The sequence below is a fragment of the Microbacterium luteum genome (genome assembly GCF_015277875.1).
GTDB classification, from domain to species: Bacteria; Actinomycetota; Actinomycetes; order Actinomycetales; family Microbacteriaceae; genus Microbacterium; species Microbacterium luteum.
Window position 1 is genome coordinate 1,385,227 of sequence record NZ_CP063814.1, and the last position, 19,062, is coordinate 1,404,288.

Annotated in this window: 17 protein-coding genes and 1 pseudogene; 7 read left to right on the plus strand and 11 right to left on the minus strand. The window is 67.5% G+C overall.

The window, feature by feature from the left end; all coding sequences use genetic code 11:
• Positions 1–104: 104 nt before the first annotated feature.
• From IM777_RS06755 to IM777_RS06795, 9 genes are all read right to left on the minus strand, one after another.
• A complete protein-coding gene (locus IM777_RS06755; protein WP_194385024.1) occupies positions 105–2,366 on the minus strand; it encodes a heavy metal translocating P-type ATPase in 2,262 nt (753 codons plus the stop codon).
• 137 nt (positions 2,367–2,503) lie between these two features.
• Entirely contained in the window at positions 2,504–3,328 is an 825-nt protein-coding gene (locus tag IM777_RS06760) for a cytochrome c biogenesis CcdA family protein (protein WP_228481064.1), read from the minus strand.
• A 29-nt stretch (positions 3,329–3,357) separates the two neighbouring features.
• Complete coding sequence (locus tag IM777_RS06765; RefSeq protein ID WP_194385026.1) at positions 3,358–3,972, minus strand: TlpA family protein disulfide reductase; 615 nt, start codon at positions 3,970–3,972, stop codon at positions 3,358–3,360.
• On the minus strand, positions 3,969–5,267 hold the full coding sequence (locus IM777_RS06770; RefSeq protein WP_194385027.1) for an APC family permease: 1,299 nt from the start codon (positions 5,265–5,267) through the stop codon (positions 3,969–3,971). The genes IM777_RS06765 and IM777_RS06770 overlap by 4 nt, the downstream gene beginning before the upstream one ends.
• 28 nt (positions 5,268–5,295) lie before the next feature.
• Positions 5,296–6,132 (minus strand): F510_1955 family glycosylhydrolase, encoded by an 837-nt coding sequence (locus tag IM777_RS06775; protein WP_228480985.1) that lies wholly within the window; start codon positions 6,130–6,132, stop codon positions 5,296–5,298.
• A 79-nt stretch (positions 6,133–6,211) separates the two neighbouring features.
• Positions 6,212–6,679: a DUF6153 family protein gene (locus tag IM777_RS06780; protein ID WP_194385028.1), complete on the minus strand. Its 468-nt coding sequence runs from the start codon at positions 6,677–6,679 to the stop codon at positions 6,212–6,214.
• A gap of 73 nt (positions 6,680–6,752) precedes the next feature.
• Complete coding sequence (locus IM777_RS06785; protein WP_194385029.1) at positions 6,753–8,213, minus strand: multicopper oxidase family protein; 1,461 nt, start codon at positions 8,211–8,213, stop codon at positions 6,753–6,755.
• Positions 8,210–8,512, minus strand: a complete 303-nt coding sequence (locus IM777_RS06790; protein ID WP_228480986.1) for an SHOCT domain-containing protein — start codon at positions 8,510–8,512, stop codon at positions 8,210–8,212. The genes IM777_RS06785 and IM777_RS06790 overlap by 4 nt, the downstream gene beginning before the upstream one ends.
• An 857-nt stretch (positions 8,513–9,369) precedes the next feature.
• The gene (locus IM777_RS06795) at positions 9,370–9,675 is read right to left on the minus strand and encodes a transposase (RefSeq protein ID WP_194385030.1); all 306 of its coding nucleotides are present in this window, start codon (positions 9,673–9,675) and stop codon (positions 9,370–9,372) included.
• 47 nt (positions 9,676–9,722) lie between these two features.
• Between IM777_RS06795 and IM777_RS06800 the strand changes: the two are divergent.
• From IM777_RS06800 to IM777_RS06820, 5 genes and pseudogenes are all read left to right on the plus strand, one after another.
• Positions 9,723–9,875: pseudogene (locus IM777_RS06800) on the plus strand (ArsR/SmtB family transcription factor); the annotation flags it as partial.
• Positions 9,876–9,990: 115 nt separating this feature from the next.
• Complete coding sequence (locus IM777_RS06805; RefSeq protein ID WP_194384080.1) at positions 9,991–11,259, plus strand: IS256 family transposase; 1,269 nt, start codon at positions 9,991–9,993, stop codon at positions 11,257–11,259.
• A gap of 174 nt (positions 11,260–11,433) precedes the next feature.
• Complete coding sequence (locus IM777_RS06810; RefSeq protein ID WP_194385031.1) at positions 11,434–12,105, plus strand: cation efflux transmembrane domain-containing protein; 672 nt, start codon at positions 11,434–11,436, stop codon at positions 12,103–12,105.
• Positions 12,106–12,677: 572 nt separating this feature from the next.
• Positions 12,678–15,422 (plus strand): AAA family ATPase, encoded by a 2,745-nt coding sequence (locus tag IM777_RS06815; RefSeq protein ID WP_194385032.1) that lies wholly within the window; start codon positions 12,678–12,680, stop codon positions 15,420–15,422.
• Between the two features lie 195 nt (positions 15,423–15,617).
• A protein-coding gene (locus IM777_RS06820; protein ID WP_233449959.1) for an IS5 family transposase occupies positions 15,618–16,464 on the plus strand; the annotation gives its coding sequence in 2 pieces (ribosomal slippage) (positions 15,618–15,923 and positions 15,925–16,464; 846 coding nt in all).
• Here IM777_RS06820 and IM777_RS06825 read toward each other — a convergent pair.
• Positions 16,445–16,774, minus strand: a complete 330-nt coding sequence (locus IM777_RS06825; RefSeq protein ID WP_026095586.1) for a hypothetical protein — start codon at positions 16,772–16,774, stop codon at positions 16,445–16,447. The two genes, IM777_RS06820 and IM777_RS06825, sit on opposite strands and share 20 nt — an antisense overlap.
• A gap of 71 nt (positions 16,775–16,845) precedes the next feature.
• Between IM777_RS06825 and rhuM the strand changes: the two genes are divergently transcribed.
• A complete protein-coding gene (gene rhuM, locus IM777_RS06830; RefSeq protein ID WP_194385033.1) occupies positions 16,846–17,775 on the plus strand; it encodes a type II toxin-antitoxin system death-on-curing family toxin in 930 nt (309 codons plus the stop codon).
• A 9-nt stretch (positions 17,776–17,784) separates the two neighbouring features.
• On the opposite strand, the gene IM777_RS06835 is transcribed toward rhuM, so the two are convergent.
• On the minus strand, positions 17,785–17,964 hold the full coding sequence (locus tag IM777_RS06835) for a helix-turn-helix domain-containing protein (RefSeq protein WP_228480987.1): 180 nt from the start codon (positions 17,962–17,964) through the stop codon (positions 17,785–17,787).
• Positions 17,965–18,099: 135 nt separating this feature from the next.
• On the opposite strand from IM777_RS06835, the gene IM777_RS06840 reads away from it, so the two are divergent.
• Complete coding sequence (locus IM777_RS06840; protein WP_194385034.1) at positions 18,100–18,723, plus strand: hypothetical protein; 624 nt, start codon at positions 18,100–18,102, stop codon at positions 18,721–18,723.
• Positions 18,724–19,062 lie beyond the last annotated feature (339 nt).

Here is a 19,062-nt window from a genome sequence, read left to right on the forward strand (position 1 = left end):
TCAGTGATGGCGACCACGGGCTGACTCGACGAACGGCGCTCCCCTCGGGATCTTTGCCTGAGGGGAGCGCCGTTGCCGTCTGCGTGGTGATTCGCCGGGTGGCGTCAGCGGCCGAGGATCGTGCGGGCGCTGTTCGCCGGGGTGAGGTCGAGGCGCCGCAGCAGCTGCGCGTTGAGGGCGACCACCACCGTGGACAGCGACATCAGGATCGCCCCGACGGACACGGGGAGGACGAATCCGATGGGAGCGAGGACGCCGGCGGCGAGGGGCACGGAGATGAGGTTGTAGCCGGCCGCCCACCACAGGTTCTGCTTCATCTTCCGGTAGCTCGCTCGGGACAGCTCGATCACAGACAGCACGGACCGGGGATCGTCGCTGGCGAGGATCACGCCCGCGGAGGCGATGGCGACGTCGGTGCCGGCGCCGATCGCGATGCCGACGTCCGCTCGGGCGAGGGCGGGCGCGTCGTTGACGCCGTCTCCGACCATCGCGACGCGCTTGCCTTCGGCCTGCAGCTCGGCGATCTTGGCGGACTTGTCCTCGGGGCGCACGCGCGCGAACACCCGGTCGACGCCGAGGTCCTCGCCGACCGCGTGGGCGACGGCTTCGGCGTCGCCGGTGATCATCACGACCTCGATGCCGAGGGCATGGAGCGCGTCGACGGCATCGCGCGACTCGGGACGGACCTCGTCGGCGAGCTTGAGGCCGCCGATGGCCCGACCGTCTCGGACGACGTGGAGGATGATCGCGCCTTCCGCTCGCCACGCGTCGGCATCCTCGATCTCGTTGAGGCCGAGCTCTTCGAGGAGAGCGGGGCCGCCGACGCGGACTTCATGGTTCTCGACGGTCGCGGTCACCCCGACCGCGGGGGACGAGGTGAAGCCGGCAGCGGACGGGATGGTCAGATCCTTCTCGCGGGCAGCTCGCACGATGGCCTTGGCGAGGGGGTGTTCGCTGTCGGCTTCGGCGGCGGCCGCGAGTGCCAGAACGGTCTCGGCGGAGTCGGAATCGGCGGTGGAGATGCCGGTGACGGTCGGCTCGCCCTTGGTGAGGGTGCCGGTCTTGTCGAACAGGACCGCGTCGATGGTCCGCATGCTCTCCAGGGCGAGGCGGTCCTTGACGAGAACACCGCCGCGGGCTGCGCGCTCGGTGGCGATCGACACGACCAGGGGGATGGCCAGACCCAGCGCGTGGGGGCACGCGATCACCAGCACGGTGATCGTCCGGATCACCGCGGTGTCCGGGTCTCCGACGAGCGTCCAGACGAGCGCGGTGAGTGCGGCGGCACCCAGCGCGAACCAGAACAGCCAGCCGGCGGCGCGGTCGGCGATCCGCTGCGCCCTCGAGGTCGAGTTCTGCGCGTCGGCGACCAACCGCTGGATGCCGGCGAGGGTGGTGTCATCGCCCGTAGCGGTGACCTCGACCCGCAAGCCTGAATCTGTTGCGACGGTTCCGGCGGTCACCGTGTCGCCCGCGGTCCGGCTGACGGGGCGGGATTCGCCGGTGACCATGGATTCGTCCATGTCGGCGCGGCCCTCCACGACCCTGCCGTCCGCGGGGACGCTGCCGCCGGGGCGGACGACGACCACATCGCCGAGTCGGAGGTCGGCGGGGGAGACGGTGACGACCTGGTCGCCTTCGACGCGTTCCGCTTCGTCGGGCAGGAGCGCGGCGAGGGAGTCCAGTGCGGAGGTGGTCTGCGCGAGGGACCGCATCTCGATCCAGTGGCCGAGCAGCATGATCACGATCAGCAGCGCGAGCTCCCACCAGAACTCGAGCTCACGGTGGAGGAGTCCGAGGGTGGCGCCCCAGGATGCGAAGAATGCGACGGTGATCGCGAGACCGATGAGGAGCATCATCGCGGGTTTGCGGGCTCGGAGTTCGCTGACCGCGCCGCTGAGGAACGGCCAGCCGCCCCAGAAGTACATCACGGTGCCCAGCACGGGAGAGATCAGCTGTGCTCCGGGGAACGAGGGAACCGAGTAGCCCAGGACCATCCCGAACATGCCGGAGAACGCCACGACCGGGACGGCGAGGATCAGGTTGATCCAGAACAGCCGCCGGAACTGGGCGACATGATGTGCGCCATGTCCGGCGTGCCCGCCATGGCCCGCATGCTCCCCGTGGTCGGCGTGGCTGTCATGACCGGCATGCTCCCCGTGGCTGTCATGTGCACCGTGGTCGGCGTGCGCGTCGTGGTCGGCGTGCGCACCGTGGTCGGCGTGCGCACCGTGGTCGGCGTGCGCCTCATGGCCGCCGTGTCGGGCGTGCTCGTCGTGGACGGCCGCGTCGGTCGGCTTGGCCGCCGGGTCTGGGTGGTCGGTGGTGGTGCGCGCGTGGTGGTGGTGCGCGTGTGGGTCGGTCATGGTGTGCTCCCTCGCTTTGGAGTGGGATGGGTGATGCCCACTCGTCCCTCACAAGACTTGCTCACCCCAACCACGATACCCCCTAGGGGTATTCCCTCGGGAGGGGATCCACGTCGGGTGCGGGGACTGCTGTGTCGTCAGATGGGGAGGGGGACGCTCAAGAACACGCCTTGCAGGTTCGACATCAGCGCGGTCCACAGGCCCGTGACCATGAGCGTGCCGAGCGCGATGAGGAGTGTGCCGCCGATGATGTTGATCAGGCGGATGTGGCGGCGCATCACTCCGACGGATCGGGTCGCCCAGCCGAATCCGAAGGCGAGGAGGATGAACGGGATGCCGAGACCGAGCGAGTATGCGAGGCCGAGGAGCGCGCCGCGTGCAGCGGATGCCTGATCGAAGGACATCCCGAGGATGACGGCGAGGGTGGGGCCGATGCAGGGTGTCCAACCTATGCCGAGAGCGATGCCCAGCAGGGGGGCTCCCGCCAATCCGATCCTTCCGCGCACGCGTGGCCGCATGGTGCGTTGCGCGAACCGGAGGCCGCCGATGAAGACCACGCCCATGATGATGATGAACGCGCCGAGGACGCGGGTGATCGGGTCGGCGTATTCCAGGAGGAGCCTTCCGGCGGTGCCGCCGAGCATAGCCACGCTGATGAACACGACGGTGAATCCGGCGATGAACAGCACCACGCCGATCACAACACGGTGCCGACCGGTCGTGAGAGTCGCGGTCGGGGTCGGAGCGGCGGATACCGGGGCGGCCGCGGTCGGGTCGTGGCACTCCGCGTCGGTGGTGCTGTCCGGCTCGTCGAGGTGTGCTCGAGGCGCGGGTGTGTGTGTCGTGCGGGGTGCTGCGGCGGCGCCGATGTAGCCGAGGTAGCCGGGCACCAGGGGAAGGACGCAGGGGGAGAGGAAGGACACCAGCCCGGCGAGCACGGCGATCGGGATGGCGACGAGCAGGGATCCGCCGGCGACGGAGTCGACGAGGGTCACGATTCGTCCAGTGTCTCGGAGATGAGTGTTTTGAGGATCGAGGCGCTGCTGAGCTGGCCGATGATGCGGGCGGCGACCCTGCCCTTGCGGTCCAGCACGATCGTCGTCGGGACGGCGTTCAACGGTGTCTCTTCCGCGAATGCGAGTTTCACGGACCCATCCACGGTCGCGAGGGCGCTGGGGTAGGTGATGCCGTAGGTGTCGGCGAACGCGGTCGCGGCGGCGGCGCTGTCGTAGATGTTCACGCCGAGGAAGGACACGTCATCGTCTGCGAACGCCTCGTGCGCGGCTTCGAGCTCCGGCGCCTCGACACGGCACGGCGCGCATGCGGCGTACCAGAAGTTCACGACCACGACATCGCCGGCGTACTCGTCGCTGGTGACGGTGTCGCCGGTGTCGAGCACTCCCTGGAACGTGACGGGTCGACTGCGGTCTGCTGTGGGGATCTCGACGACTCGGAAGCCGTCGGCGGCGATGAACCCCTTGTTGTCGCCCGCCCGGTACTGGTCGGAGAGGGGGTTGTCGGAGCAGGATGCCAGGGAGGCTGTGAGGACGAGGGCAACGCTGGCGGCGGTGAGACGCCGCAGTGTCGTCGGTGTGCGTCGGGTCATCGGTCGCTCGTCTCGGTTCGGTGCCGACGGGTGACGACCCACGCCTGTGCGGCGAAGATCACGGCGGCGAGGCCTGCCGCGACGCCGACGGTGAGCAGGTCGGACTGCACCTTGCTGATCGTGAACGCGGCGAGGATCGCGACGTCCAGCACGATGGTGGCGATGGGCAGCCAGCGGTGCGCGTCGATCTTGTCGCGCAGGCGACGGAGCACTCCCCATTGCACGGCGATGTCCATCGTGAGGTAGAGGAACACGCCCAGCGCTGCGATGCGGCCCAGGTCGAACACCGCGGTGAGGACGATCGCGGCCGCGGCGGTGATCAGCAGGGGCTGGTGGGGCACCCGCGCGGGCAGCGCGGGTGCCTGCTTCATGTCCTGCAGCATCCCGTACAGGCGCGACACGGAGAACAGGCTGGCGAGCAGTCCGGAGAGGGTCGCGATCACCGCGACGGCCACGGTGATGCCGACGCCCCACGCGCCGAACAGCGGGTCGGCTGCTTCGGCGAGGGCGTAGTCGCGGGCGTCGATCGCGCCGGATGCTCCGATGCTCGCCCCGACCGACAGGGTGATCAGCAGGTACAGCACGGCGCAGATCGCGATCGAGATCGTGATGGACCGGGCGATATTCCGTTTGGCGTCCTTCAGGTCATCGCCCTGGTTGGTGATCGTGGTGAAGCCCTTGTACGCCAGCACACACAGCGCGACGGCGGCCACCACCCCGAGCATGCCGTCGCCGCTGTCCGAGCTGTGCGAGAAGAACCCCGCCCCGGTCGCTGCTGCACCGATGAGACCGGCCGCTGCGAGCACCGCGATGCCGACGATCTTCAGGACGGCGGTGACGAGTGCGGAGCGTTCGACGAGCTGGTTGCCGACGAGGTTGACCGCCGCGGCGGCCGCGATCGCGACGATGCCCAGCAGCGGCACCAGCACGACGGAGTCCTGGAGCCCGAAGGGTCGCAGCAGGTAGGTGCCGAAGGTGCGGGCGAGGAGGCTCTCGGCGACCACCATCGACACGTACATGAACAGCGAGAACGACCCGGCGACCACGCCCGGTCCGTAGGCGTCTTTCAGCAGCATCGCGATGCCGCCCGCCGACGGGTTCACGCTCGAGTACCGTGCGTAGGCGTACGAGCTGACACCGGCGACGGCGGCGCCGGCGATGAACGCCACCGGGAACCAGTCGCCGGCGAGTCCGGCGACCTGTCCGACGAGCGCGAAGATGCCCGCGCCGATCATCACTCCCGTGCCGAGCGCCACCGAGCCGACGAGGCTGATCTTCGTGTCCTGCTCGCTCACGTGCGCCTCCCGATTCGCAGGTTCCGGATTACTGGTCGCCGCCGAGGAGCCGGAGCCCGCTGTCGTCGGCCACGGCGATCTCTCCCGACGAGGTGAGAGCGACCGCCTGCGCCTGACCGTCCGCACTGCCCGCTTCGACCCACGATGCGGCGGCGTCCGCGCTGGTCCAGATCGTGCCCTCGACGTCGACGCCGACCAGTGTCGAGTGGTCGGGGGCTGCCGAGAGCAGATACAGTGCCGGCGCATCCGCGATGGGCGCGAAGGTGGCTGCGCCGTCAACGCTGAACAGAACCCCGCCGGGGGTGGTGGCGTAGACGGTGCCGGTGTCGTCGACGGTGAGCGCGTAGGCGGAGATGTTCGCGCCTGCCGCTGTCCAGGTCGAACCGCCGTCTGTGCTGGTCAGCACAGCCGGCTCGTCGGTGGAGAGCCCGTACAGGGTGCCGTCGGGTCCGGCGGTCAGGGCGTGGAAGTCCTTCTCGCTCGTGTACGCGATGGGGGACCAGGTCTGGCCGGCGTCGTCGCTGCGGATGATGCCGAGGTGCGGGGATCCCCACTCTGCGGGGGTGTTCGCGCCGGGGTGGCCGGACGCGACGAAGGCGTCGCCGGTGACGGCGAGCCCCATCGCGTCGAATTCGTACCCGCCGATCGGGTCCCCGACGCCGCCGTCGGCATCGACCGGGAGGAGACCGTCGTGGGTGCCGAGGATCGTGGTGCCGGTGGCCGGGTCGGTGATGATCGCGTGGATGTGTGTGGACAGGGCGGACGAGTGGGAGTCGCCCGCGGTCGTGGTCTGTGCGGTGCAGGCGGTGAGGGTGAGGGTGGCGACAGCGGCAAGAGCCGCCGCCGCGCGAACGCGGAAGTGCATGGGGTTTCTCTCTATCAATGTGAAGGGGTGGCGCCGAAACGGCGAAGACCGGGTGGGCCCGACACGTCGGGCACTCCCCTCACGTGCGGCTGATCGAAAGCGCCGTCAGATCCGGCGAGGAGGGGCGCGCACTCGCGCGCATCGCGCCCCGCAGCCGGCTGAGGGCCATCGCAGCGACTTCGATGCGCACCTCTCTGGGCAGAGCTCGAACGGCGAGCAGAACGATGAGGATCAGCGCGGTCACGCACATCGCCGCGACATCATGGCTGCCGACCGTCGCACACCCCGCGCAGTCGGCGCTGAGATCGGCGGGCGCCGACAACGGTGCCGACGCGGCCACGGATGCCGACGTGGCAGCGGCGTCGTGGTCTCCCCCGGTCGAGTCGACCGCGATCAGCGTCGACGTCGTTCCGGCGTGTGCTGTCGAGGACCCGGTCCACAATGCGTGCATGCCGACCAGCCCGGCCATCAGCAGCGACACCACGATCACGGCGAACCACCGGCGGTAGGCGCTGCCGCCACCCGCTGCGTTCGACCACTCGTTCATCCGCTGCCCCTTCGGCACCCAGCCATCGTAACCGCGCTCGGCCGGCGGGCGAGCCCGCGGGGCGAGCGCGGGGTTACGCGGCGTCGACGACGCCCATCATGCCGAGGTCTTCGTGGTCGAGGATGTGGCAGTGGTAGACCGTCTGGCCGGGGAACCGGTCGAACGCGATCCGCACCGTGACCGACGTCCCCGCGGGCACGTCGACGACGTCTCGGACGTCGAGACCGGTAACGTCGGCGCCTCCCGTGCGGAGGACCTGCATCGGCCAGACATGCAGGTGGAACGGGTGGTCCATCGGCGACACGTTCACGATCGTCCAGTCCTCGACGGTCCCGATCGTCACACTCTGATCGGTCCGGCCCGCATCGAACGCGCGCCCGTCGATCAGGAACCGCATGCCCGCGCCGCCGCCCATGCCCATGCTCATCGTGAGCGTCCGCGTGCCGTCGACCGCGGTCTCGCGAAGGTCGCGGCGGGCACTGACGACCGGGTCGGCGACCACGGGGGGCGTCGCTCCGGCATCCGGGACCACGGTGAGCACGACAGCCTCGGAAGACGTCGTGGAACCACCGCCCATCATCCCCATCCCCGCCTGCCCTCGGTCGTAGGCGGCGGCGATCAGGTCCGTCGCCGCTGTGGGAGTGGTGATCACGACATCGGCGCGGTTCCCCGGGGCGAGGACCAGCCGATCCGCGGACTGCGGGGTGCGGCGGTGTGAGTCGATACCGCGCACCCGGGCGTCCAGATCGCCCAGTCGCAGGTCGAGGTAGCGGCTCGTGCACGCGTTGACGATCAGGAGTCGCTGCTCCGATTCCGCGGGCGCGGGAAGCGTCGGGGAGGGCTGGCCGTTGACCAGCAGCACCTCGCCGGTGCGTCCCAGCATCCGCTCGACTCCCGACACCGATGCGACAGCGCCGCCTGAGACGGTCACGTCCGAGACGACCACGACCCGCGGGGGCGTGACCGTCCAGTCCTCCTCGTCCACGACGATCGCCCCGTACAGGCCTGCGAACACCTGATCGGCGACCAGCTCGTGATGATGCGGGTGGTACCAGAACACTCCGGCCGGGTGATCGTCCGGGAGCTGGATCTCGTAGTCGAAGCTCTCCCCGGCACCGATGCGCAGGAACGGGTTGTCGCTGTTGTCGGATGCCGACACCAGCAGACCGTGCGTGTGCAGATTCGTCGGGTCGGTGAGGTCGTTCTGCAGCCGCACCCGCAGGAGATCACCGGGACGGAGGTGAAGCGTGGGTCCGGGAACGGTGCCGTTGTAGGTCAGCATCCGCACCGACGCGCCACCGACCTCCACCTCCCGCTCGGCCGCCTGCAACGTGACATCGAGCACACCGTCGACCGACTCCAGCACCGACGGCTCGACCCACCCGGCCGCCCCCGACGTCGCGGTCGCCGTTCCGCTCCCGGAGGTCTGCGATCCGACCGTCGTCCACACCAACCCGGTCGCGCCGATGCCGAGCGCGCCCACACCGAGAGCGCCGATCGTCAGAGCCTGCCGGCGTGTGATCCCCCCGCTCATGCGCCGTTGAGAGTACGCATACGTTCGTTGAACTCATCCGTGTCGATCTCACCGCGCGCGTACCGCTCCTCGAGGATCCGCCGCGCCGACGACACCTCAGCCCCTGGGGCCGGCGTGCCGACCGCGGGAGGTGCGGCGGCGGGCGGGGCCGCGTTCGTGCGCGTGCTCAGCCGGATCGCCACGAACACCAGCAGCCCGATCCCGATCAGGATGAGGATGACCCACAGCCAACCCCAGCCCCAGCCCATGCCCATCCCGAAGCCCATGTCGTAGCCGCCGTCGCCGTCATCCCACATCATCAGAACACCACTCCTTCTGGACAGGTCACCAAGACCTGCGATGACCTCGCGCATACCCTGAGTGGGTATCGAGGACACGTCCACCCTACGTCCGATACGGACGGCGCAGGTCGGGACGAACGTCCCGACCTGCGGCCGCGCACGGGCTAACACTGAGTGGCCGGAGACGTGATCGACGCGGGTGGTAGCCTGGCCGCACATCCCCGGGATCGCTCGCCCGAACGGCTCCGGCACGTGGGAAACGTTTGGGAAGAATCGACCGCAAACGACCGTCACTGAGCACAGCGTGGAATGCAGTGATTCCGCGGAATCATGCGGGACTGTGGCCGTCGAAATGTTGGAAATGTCGAACCTTCAGAGTTCAAATCCCTCCGTCTCCGCCATGAAAGCCCTTTCCGACATTTCAGAGCATTGCTCGGTCACGCTCGACGACGGAAACTAGCGCTAATCTGGCCGTTTGAGATTTCAAAGACGAAGGGATCGCGCTTCTCAATCGGGAGCTCTCCCGCGAGATTCCGCAGTTCTTGCTGTTCCAGCGGCCGCTTGGGAAGAGTTTGGGAAGAGCTGGAGACGGAGGTGTCTGGACCCTCGGTTCACGAGATCACTCGGCAGCGGCGTCGTCTTGTCGGACCGCGTGGTGAACGGCGCCCATAGACGCCGTAGTTCTCCGCATGCAGCCTCGCGACCTCCGGCACCAGCAGTTCGTCCTTCAGCTGTCGGGCCGACGGGGCGCGGTCTTTCGCGCCGCGCGGTAGCCGCGGGAGGTGAGGAAGCCCTGCACTGCCGGTCGCAGGACACGGCAGATGAGCTCGACCCGAAGCGATCCCGGTACTCGTCGATGAACCGGATCATCTCGGTCAGGGGCGGTCGAGCTCCTTCGCGAAAAACACGCTCGCAGCCTTGAGGATCTCGTTCGCCTTCCGCAACTCCGAGACTTCCTTCTCCAGCTGCTTGATCCGTTGAGCGGCGTCGGTCGAGACGCCTGGCTTGGTGCCGGCGTCGACCTCGTAGCGGCGCCGCCAGAGGCGCAGCGTCTCCGGGCTCATCCCGAGCAGACCGGCGACATGACGGACCGCGCTCATCATGTTCGGGTGCTCCGGCCGCGCCTCCGCGAACACCCGCAACGCACGCTCACGCATCTCCGGCGAGTACTTCCTGTTCATCGAGTTCCATCCTTGCTTGAAGAACGGAACGAAAGTGCAGCCGATTCACTCTGCTGAATGGGCCAAGCTACACGGCTGTGCTTGCGCGGGAGCTTGAGCTGACCCGGTCAAATGTGTCCAACCACCTGGCGTGTTTGCGTGACTGTGGCATCGTGGTCGCCGAGCCTGAGGGCCGGCAGACCCGGTACGAGATCGCCGATGGGTGAGTCCCATAGCGTGGTGTCACTTCCCACAGGGTCCTCGTCGTCGTTGACGAAGTGAGGGCCATCGTGGGAGACCAGTTGTTCCGCCAAGAACCCTGAAAGTGATCCCACGATGACCCAGTACCAGTCTGCCTTGACGACCTTGATCGGCGAAGTCCTCGCCGATCCCGACCTCGCCCACTCGGACGTGTTCCGTCGGATGCTGCAGGCCGGCCTGCAAGACCTGATCGACGCGGAAGCGACGATGAAGATCGGCGCGGCCCCGCACGAGCGCACCCCGGAGCGCACCACCCGCCGCAACGGGACCCGCCCGAAGACCCTCGCGACGCCGGCCGGGGAAGTCGACCTTGCGATCCCGAAGCTGCGGGAGGGGTCGTTCTTCCCCAGCTTGCTGCACCCGCGCCGCCGGGTCGACAAAGCGCTCTACGCGGTGATCTGCCAGGCCTGGATCGATGGGGTCTCCACACGGAAGGTCGACCAGCTGATCCGAGCGTTGGGCAACGACACCGGCATCTCGAGGTCGACGGTGTCCCGGATCTGCGGGGAGATCGACGAGGCCGTGCAGGAGTTCCTGCACCGTCGCATCGATCACACCTGGTTCCCCTATCTGTTCCTCGACGCCACCTACCTCGACGTCCGGGTCCGCGGCCGCGTCGTCTCGCAAGCCCTCGTCGTCGCGACCGGCGTCAGCGGTGACGGCCGCCGGGAGATCCTCGGGATGGCGCTCGGCGACGCGGAGACCACGGACTTCTGGACCGAGTTCCTCCGCGGCCTGCGCGACCGGGGGTTGAAGGTCGCGACCGACGCGGACCCGCTCGGCGTCGCCTTGGTCACATCCGACGCGCACGCCGGCCTGAAAGCCGCGGTCAAGGCGATCCTGCCCGGGTCCGGGTGGCAGCGTTGCCGCGTCCACTTCGCGCGAAACGTGACCCAGAAACTCGGATCGGCCCGCTCGAAGCCGGTCAACGCGATGATCACCACGATCTTCGCGCAAACCACCCCCGAAGCCGTCACCGCGCAATACCGGGCCGTGACCGACGGGCTCCGCTCGTCGTTCCCCGAGATCGCCGACATGCTCGCCGCCGCCGAGGCAGACCTCACCGGGTTCGCGGTCATGCCACGCGAGCATTGGCAGAAGATCTGGTCGAACAACCCCATCGAGCGACTGAACCGCGAGATCAAACGTCGCGCCGACGTCGTCCAGATCTTCCCCGACCGCGACAGCGTCACCCGGCTCATCGGCGCCGTCCTGCAAGAGCAGCACGAGGAATGGCAGTACGGCGAACGCCGCTACTTCTCCGACATCTCCATGCGCAAGCTCATCCACACCCTCCACGAGCACACCGAGACACCCCGCGCCGAGCTCTACCTCACCGCCTGACCCCACCCATCAGGAACAACCGAAGTGACACCACGCCACGGGACTTGACCTCGCCGATCCGCATCTTTCCCACGCGCTGACCTCGTTGCTCGAAGTGACGCTCGCGGTGGACGAGAGCGCACCGTGTATCGACCCGGCCTGTACCGTTCCTGGCTGCTGTGTGCAGGATGTCCAATGAGCGCGGCGATCACGGCTGATCGCCGCGTGACGCTGCACCGGCGGGTGCGACTGATCGTCGCGTTCACGATCACCTACAACATCCTCGAGGGCATTATCGCGGTCGCTGCGGGTGCGGCCGCGTCGTCGGCTGCGCTGATCGGGTTCGGTCTGGACTCATTCATCGAGGTCCTCTCGGCCGTGGCGGTGGCATGGCAGTTCACCCGGAAGAATCCCGAACGGTGGGAGAAGCCGACCGTCCGGGCGATCGGCATCGCGTTCTTCGCGCTTGCCGTGTACGTCACCGTCGACGCGATCATCGCCCTCGCCGGCGTCGAACCGGTTGAGCACAGCCCGCTTGGCATCGGTATCGCGGTCGCGAGCCTTGTCGTCATGCCCGCACTCGCGTGGTTCCAATTCCGGACCGGCCGCGAACTCGGGTCCAAGAGCGTCCAGGCAGACGCCAAGCAACTGCTGCTGTGCATCTACCTGTCCGGCACCGTGCTGATCGGCCTGCTGCTGAACTCGCTCTTCGGCTGGACGTGGGCCGACTCGATCGCCGCACTAATCATCGCTGCGCTCGCGATGCGCGAGGGAATCGAGGCCTGGCGCGGCGACATCGAATCACCGTTCGAATTGCTCCAGAACGACGACGGCGATCAAGAATTCGAAGCAGAGGAGGTGTCGTGATTAGTTACTGTTGCGAGCCCTTCAGCTGCCCGCCTGAACTGTGTGACCAGGACTGCTGCTAGGCAGTGTTACCCATCCGTGCGTTGAACTAGTGGAGGGTCCTTGACCGGGCGCGTGGAGGGGGTCGGCAAGGGCATGCCGGCGATGGGCGACTTCGGTCGCCAGATCCGCCGCGACACCGTCGCCGCGTCGTCCCAGTGCCGCGTTGCTATTGCCCGGCCGATGGAGTGCCCGCCCTGCTCCGGGCGACTGCGGGCACCTCGCTGGAGCAACGAGTGGGCCTCCCCGCTGCCGAGCTACCGAAACGCGACCGCGAGATGATCGCTCTAGGCTTCCGAACGGACTCGCCGCTGCGAGACAGGGGGCTCCGACACATCGCGACGCAGTGCCGCGACGAGGTGACCGAACGGCGAAGACGAGCATCGAACTGATCACCTGGCGAATGACGATGCACGCAGGCATCACGGGATGACCGCGGCCGGTCCGCATGCACAAATCTGCATCCGCCGCCACTTGGCTACACTTCGGAAAAATCCCTGGATAATCGAGAAAACCGGTCGTACCCTGGCGCCATGAGAGGTGGCCTGGAGCGTTGGAAACGGGGTGCTAATTCGCGCGGGGTCCGCCACGCGATCGCGTACGCGATGGAGGGCACCTGCGATGCTCACCTCCCGCACCTTTACGGTGTCGAAGCGCTCGAGAACTACAGCGATGTCTCAGGTGCGACCGTATCGAGATTCATCGTGGAGAACGGTGCCATCTCGAGCGACGAGTTGACCGCCGGTGGACTCCGCGTATGGCTGACCGGCCACGATCCGATCACGGGGGAGGAACGAGGCCGTCAGCGGTTGAGTCCCGACGCTGACTTGGTGCTCGACGGGACGATCAATCACCCGAAGTCCTACAGCATCGCCGCGCTTCTGCATCCTGGGCTCGCACGAGAGTTCGAAGCGCTGCAGGACCGGCTGAGAGACCAAGTGCTCCTCACCTGGCAGCGGCAACTCAATGCCCGACGTGGACACAACGGGCTCATCCGCGAAGACATCACCCGGCTCGAGGTTGTCGAGTTGCAGCACCGCCGTTCGCGCGCGCTTGACCCGCACATCCATCGTCATCTGTGGCTCAACGTGAAGGTGCTCGGCGCCGACGGCAGGTGGTCGAACGTCGACTCCCGAGTCGCGATGAAGCTGCACACCGTTGTGAATGCCGAAGGTGAGCTTGCTGCGCGCACCGATCCTGAGTGGATCGCAGCGCTGGCCCGCCACGGCTACACGATCGGGATCGACGGCGAGATCGCTGAGCTGGCCGCTACCGTGCGCCCGCTGTCTCGTCGGTCCGCGCAGATCGAAGCCAACCGTGCACGCCTGATCGCTGAATGGACGTCTGCTCACGGCGGGTCCGCGCCCAGCATGGACGCGCTGACGCAGATCGATCGGCGCGCGTGGGCGGTGTCGAGGCCGAACAAGCCCCAGGGCCTCGATGAAGGCTCGTGGGAAGCAGTCGTGCGCGACGAGATCGCCGAGATCGATCAGACCCTGCGCCAGGAGCGCGCCACGGTCGAACTCGATCACGTCGATCCTGCGGTGCTCGATCGTGACCTGCTCGCGGCGATGGCGATCGTCGACGCGGACGGGCGCTCTGTGGGCTCCAGTGGGCGATTCAGTGCTTTCGACGTGCGCGCCGGCGCCATCCGCGCGCTCTCACGCAGTGGAATCGTCGCCGCGCGTGCCGACCTCGATCAGGTGATCGACGACGTCACCGCACGAGCGCTGCGCGAGTCGGTCGACCTCGGAGGCGGGGCCGACGCCCCCGCGCACGTCAAGGTCTTCATGGCGACCGAAACGATGAGGTCGAAGATCTTCCTCTCGCACCGGCTCGACCGAATCGCAACGCCCGGACGCTCCCTCCTCCCCACCGAACTGCGAAAGCAGGCCGGTGGGGAGTGCGGCCAACTGGACTCGGCGCAATTCGTCGCCGCAGCCGCGATCGCCGGAAGCGACGGCCTGGTCGCCGTCACCGGGCCGGCCGGTGCAGGCAAGACGACCATGCTGCGGGTCGTCTTTCGCGCGCTGAGCGCGCAACGCCGACGCATGCTCATCGTCGCGCCCACGCGCAAGGCGGCTTCGGTTGCAGCGCGCGAGGTCGGCGCGGCCGCAACCAGCATCCACGCGCTCCTCGCGGATCACGGATTCCGGTGGGGCACGGATGCCGCGGGTGCCACGACCTGGCATCGACTGTCGATCGGCGACGTGGATGCTGCTACCGGAGCGATCTACGACGGCCCGACGAGCTTCGTCCTGCGCGCGCGGGACCGCATTGTCGTCGACGAGGCCGGCATGGTCGACCTGCAGGTCGCGAACGCGCTCGCAGAACTCGCCCACGAGCGCGGTGTCGGCGTCGCCATGGTCGGCGACCCTTATCAAGCCCTCCCCGTCGGACACGTGGGTGCCATGGCTGCCGCCGTCCGGCACGCTTGCGCCGCGGTCGAGCTGGACGCGGTGCACCGATTTGCGGATGCCGAGTACGCGGCCCTCACGCTCGAGCTGCGGCATCCCGACGATGCCGAGCACGCGGCGCGTATCGCGAGCCGACTGGACGAACGCGGGCACCTGACACGAGTCGACCATGCGGAGGATGCCCATCGGCACATGATCGACGCCTACTTCGCATGGCAGGCGCGCGGCAAGCGTGTCGCGCTCGTCACCGGCGCCAATAGCGACGCCGGCGCACTCAACGACGAGATCCAGCAGCGGCGGGTCGATCGCGGGGAACTGGACCCGACCGTTCTCGCGTGGGGCATGGGGGAGCAGCGCATCCTCGTCGGCGACACCGTTCAGACGCGCCGCAACGATCGTCGTGTGGGGGTGGAGAATCGCGCCACCTGGGTCGTCAGCAAGATCGCCGAAGACTCGCTGCTGCTGCGATCCGTCAACGACAGCGGCGACGTGCGGAAGGTCACACGCGTCTACGCGCTCGAGCACGTGCAACTCGCGTACGCGTCGACCGTGCACGGCATCCAGGGCGAGACGGTGGATGCCTCGATCGTCGGCCCTGACGTGGACGCCGCCGGCCTCTACGTCGGCCTCACCCGTGGACGCGAGCACAACGAGGTGGTCACTGTCGCACCCACCGGCCGCGCCGCGCGCGCGAACGTCGCGACTTGCATGCTGCGCGGCACCACGGAGCTGACGATGCAGGACGCCGTGCGCGCAGCCCAGGCAGAGATGCAGCGGGCTGCGCAGGTTCGAGATCGACACGAGGCCTTCACCCGCGGGCCTCACGTTGCGCCGAGCGCGGGGCGTGGGATGTCGATCTGACGGAGGCAGTCCTGACTCGCGTACCGATGCCATCGCCCGCGCGAAAGACGTCGGAGCAACAGACCCGGTGCGATCGCGCTCCGTTGTCGGCCGCTCATGGTGAACTAGGGCGTGTTGATCAAGAGGTTCCGCTCCTCGGTGGGTGAGTCTTGAACGGTGACGCGACAGGAGATCTCTGACGAGGTGTGGGCCGTGATGGAGCCGTTGATGCCGACGGTGACCGGTCGGTCGCGGCCGTGGACGGATCACCGGCTCGCTATCGAGGGGATGGCGTGGAAGTACCGGACCGGTGCGCCGTGGCGTGACGTTCCGGAACGGTTCGGGAAGTGGAACTCGATCTACAAGCGGTTCAACCGGTGGGCCGGGGACGGCACCTGGCAGAAGCTGCTCACCGAGGTGCAGAAGCAGGCCGACGCCGCTGGGGAAATCGACTGGGTCGTCTCGATCGACTCCACGATCGCGCGCGTGCATCAGCACGGCGCGACCCTCGCCCGGGACACAGGGGGCTGTGCCGAATCACAAGAATCCGTGGTCCGAGCCGCCTGATCACGGGATCGGACGCTCCCGCGGCGGGCTGACGACCAAACTGCACCTGGTCTGCGACGGCCGCGGCCGGCCGCTGAGCATGATGATCACCGCCGGGAACATCAACGACACCACGATGATGAGCGCGGTGCTGGAGAACATCCGCGTTCCCCGCGACGGGAAGGGCCGCCCCCGCACCCGCCCCGACCGGGTGCTCGCCGACAAGGGGTACCCCTCAAGGGCGAACCGCGCCTGGCTCCGCGACCGGAGGATCGCGGCGACCATCCCCGAGCGGGACGACCAGATCGCGCACCGCCGCAAGAAGCCGGGCCGGCCGATCGCTTTCGGCGACAAGCAGAAGGAACGCTACAAGGGACGCAACGTCGTAGAACGCTGCTTCAACCGTCTCAAGCAGTGGCGCGGCATCGCGATGCGCTCGGACAAACTCGCCCGCAACTACCGAGCCGCCGTCAGCCTCGCCGCGGCGCTGATCTGGATCAAGACCGATCTCCGCTGAGCGCTTCGCGCTCCTGCAGCGTGCGCTCAAGCTGTCCCACCGTCGGCGCACCCGCAAAGCCGCGCTCGGTCAGATAGACCCTGCACGCCAAGTCGGCAGTGTTCCCCTGGGACGGGAACAAGTCCTGACCGTCCAGAAGAATCGTGGGCGAGCCCGCGAAACCAGAGCTCACCGCCTCAGCCTCGGTGCGGATCAACACGAACTCCACCGGAACATCGCCCCGTCCGATCGAGTCGAGCACCAGCCGTACTCGATCGCCCGCCTCCTGCCAATTCGGGCAATCCTCGATATGCAGCACCTGGATCTTCACACGCCCATTCTCCCGCGCAACTCACGGCGGCTGGCCACCCCGCACCTTCTTGATCAACACGCCCTAGGCGAATGACGTCGGCGATCGAGATCTTCGAGTCCATGGATGGTGTGGTGTCCCTCGAGCTGCGCACGGAGGGTGAGGCCGTGTGGGCGTCGCAGGCTGACATCGAGCAGCTGTTCGGGATCGATCAGTCGGGCGTCTCGCGCCACATCCGCAACATCCTGCGGTCGGATGAGGTGGACTCCGAGAGCAATATGCAAAAAGTGCATATTGCTGGGGTCGCCAGGCCGGTGACGTTCTACAGCCTCGACGTCGTCCTCGCAGTCGGGTATCGCGCAAACTCCGCCCGCGCTGTGGAGTTCCGCCGCTGGTCGACCGATGTGCTCAAGAGATACATGCTGAAGGGAGTCGCGACCAACGAGCGCCGGCTCCTGGAGCTCGACTCGCTTGTGAAGGTTCTGTCGCGGTCGACTGATCAGCTCGTTGCCGGGGTAGCCGAAGTCGTCGCCAGATATCTGCCGAGCCTGCGCGCGCTCCGCGACTACGACGAGGGCGAGATCCCGGTTGTTGACGGCGATGTGCCGACCTGGACGCTGACTTATGACGAGGCGCGGGCGGTGATTGACGAAGTCGGGGCGGAGTTTCCGGTCGACGCGCTGTTCGGCGGCGAACGGGGCGACGCGCTGCGCGGTGTGGTGGCGACGATCTATCAGGGATTCGGGGGAGTGGATCTGTACCCGACGGTGCAGGAGAAGGCGGCGAATCTGCTCTACCTCGTCGTGAAGGACCACCCGCTCACCGACGGGAACAAGCGCAGCGCGGCGGCGCTGTTCGTGCACTTCCTCGCCCGTAACCAGGTGCTCGATGACGCGCGCGGCGTGGCGCGGATCTCCAACAACGCGCTGGCAGCGATCACGCTCATGGTCGCGATGAGCGACCCGAAAGAGAAGGAACTGATGATCGCTCTTCTCGTGAGCATGCTCGCCGGCGAAGGCTGACCCGAGTAGTCAGGGCTCGACGCCGAAGATCCTCAGCAATGCAGCCCTCGGGATCATTCGCCGGGGACCCAGCTGGACAGTCGGGATCGTCCCGCTGTCGATGCCGAGCTTGATCGTGCGGTAGTCCACGCCGACGAGTTCTGCAGCAGCCTTCATCGTCAACGCGAGCGACGTCGATGTCTGGTTCATCGTTCCATCTCCCATGGTGTTTGCGCAGTGCGTGACAGCACTTGCGCACACCGTACACCCGAAGTGAGCAATGCGCGACATGAATTCTTCACGTCACGCATTGCCCTCCAGAAATGCGCATGGCAGACTCGCCGCATGACCGAACTTGTCGTCGAGTCGATCGCGCCCGAGCGAGTCGAGGTAGGCGATGGCATCAGCATCCCGACTGCCTGGGACGTCATCGTGACGGGTGAGCCCGGCGTGCCTGGCGCCATCCGACTCCACGGCGAATACGACCACGCCCTGCGTCGCGCGGTAGCCGCGACAGTTCGTGTCGACCGCGTCGGCGAGGGCGATGAGGTCACGGCGCAGGTGCTGCGCGAAGCGCGGGTCCAGTGGCTCGTCGCGGCATCCGCGTTCCGGATTGTCACGGTCGCACGAGAGGGCGGCGAGTTCCAGCCGCTGTCGTCCTATCTCGCAGACGTGAGGGCACACAGCGATCGCACGCCGACCGAGGCTCGCGACCAGGCGATCGTCCTGTACCGGATTGCATCCACCATCAATCTCGCTCCGCTCAAGTTCGTCTCGGACTACCTCAACGTGAGCGTCAGCACTGCGACCCGGATGATGGCTCGGGCGCGCCAGCAGGGGCTGGCTGCAGATCTGATCACCCGTGAGACCTACAACCGCATGCAGCAGGACGAGCAGCGACGGATGACGGGGCCACACCGGGTGCCGGGCTCGAGCCCCTCGCGTTCCGGCCCCTCGATCGGCATGTGATTCCCGCGTCGCTGCGACTCGGATGGATTCGCGAGCGCGAGCGGCGTAGCCTTGACTGAAGCCGGGGATCAGCCACGCGGCGGCGTTTGCGGCCTTGGTCAACTCCCCGATCTCCATCGATTCGATGTTGAGAAATCTCCTCCGTCGGATCGCCCACATATCGCCCGCATTTGCCATGAATGTGGGCGATTCTTCTTGCATGTTCCTGTCGGCGCATGCCCTCGACAGCCGCAGGATTCAGCGGTTTTCGGCGCCGAATGCGGGTCGTTCACATGCCCCAAGCCTCATTCGATTCCCCCCATCTCCACAACCGTTGTCACCTCGAGGAGGCCCCGGAAT

What these genes read in the sequence shown, in the direction of transcription:
- IM777_RS06835 (WP_228480987.1), bottom strand. Translation starts at nt 17,964, where the DNA reads ATGAACCAGACATCGACGTCGCTCGCGTTGACGATGAAGGCTGCTGCA.
- IM777_RS06840 (WP_194385034.1), top strand. Translation starts at nt 18,100, where the DNA reads ATGACCGAACTTGTCGTCGAGTCGATCGCGCCCGAGCGAGTCGAGGTA.
- IM777_RS06810 (WP_194385031.1), top strand. Translation starts at nt 11,434, where the DNA reads ATGAGCGCGGCGATCACGGCTGATCGCCGCGTGACGCTGCACCGGCGG.
- IM777_RS06790 (WP_228480986.1), bottom strand. Translation starts at nt 8,512, where the DNA reads ATGATGTGGGATGACGGCGACGGCGGCTACGACATGGGCTTCGGGATG.
- IM777_RS06815 (WP_194385032.1), top strand. Translation starts at nt 12,678, where the DNA reads ATGAGAGGTGGCCTGGAGCGTTGGAAACGGGGTGCTAATTCGCGCGGG.
- IM777_RS06765 (WP_194385026.1), bottom strand. Translation starts at nt 3,972, where the DNA reads ATGACCCGACGCACACCGACGACACTGCGGCGTCTCACCGCCGCCAGC.
- IM777_RS06795 (WP_194385030.1), bottom strand. Translation starts at nt 9,675, where the DNA reads ATGAACAGGAAGTACTCGCCGGAGATGCGTGAGCGTGCGTTGCGGGTG.
- IM777_RS06775 (WP_228480985.1), bottom strand. Translation starts at nt 6,132, where the DNA reads ATGCACTTCCGCGTTCGCGCGGCGGCGGCTCTTGCCGCTGTCGCCACC.
- rhuM (WP_194385033.1), top strand. Translation starts at nt 16,846, where the DNA reads ATGACGTCGGCGATCGAGATCTTCGAGTCCATGGATGGTGTGGTGTCC.
- IM777_RS06780 (WP_194385028.1), bottom strand. Translation starts at nt 6,679, where the DNA reads ATGAACGAGTGGTCGAACGCAGCGGGTGGCGGCAGCGCCTACCGCCGG.
- IM777_RS06805 (WP_194384080.1), top strand. Translation starts at nt 9,991, where the DNA reads ATGACCCAGTACCAGTCTGCCTTGACGACCTTGATCGGCGAAGTCCTC.
- IM777_RS06755 (WP_194385024.1), bottom strand. Translation starts at nt 2,366, where the DNA reads ATGACCGACCCACACGCGCACCACCACCACGCGCGCACCACCACCGAC.
- IM777_RS06785 (WP_194385029.1), bottom strand. Translation starts at nt 8,213, where the DNA reads ATGAGCGGGGGGATCACACGCCGGCAGGCTCTGACGATCGGCGCTCTC.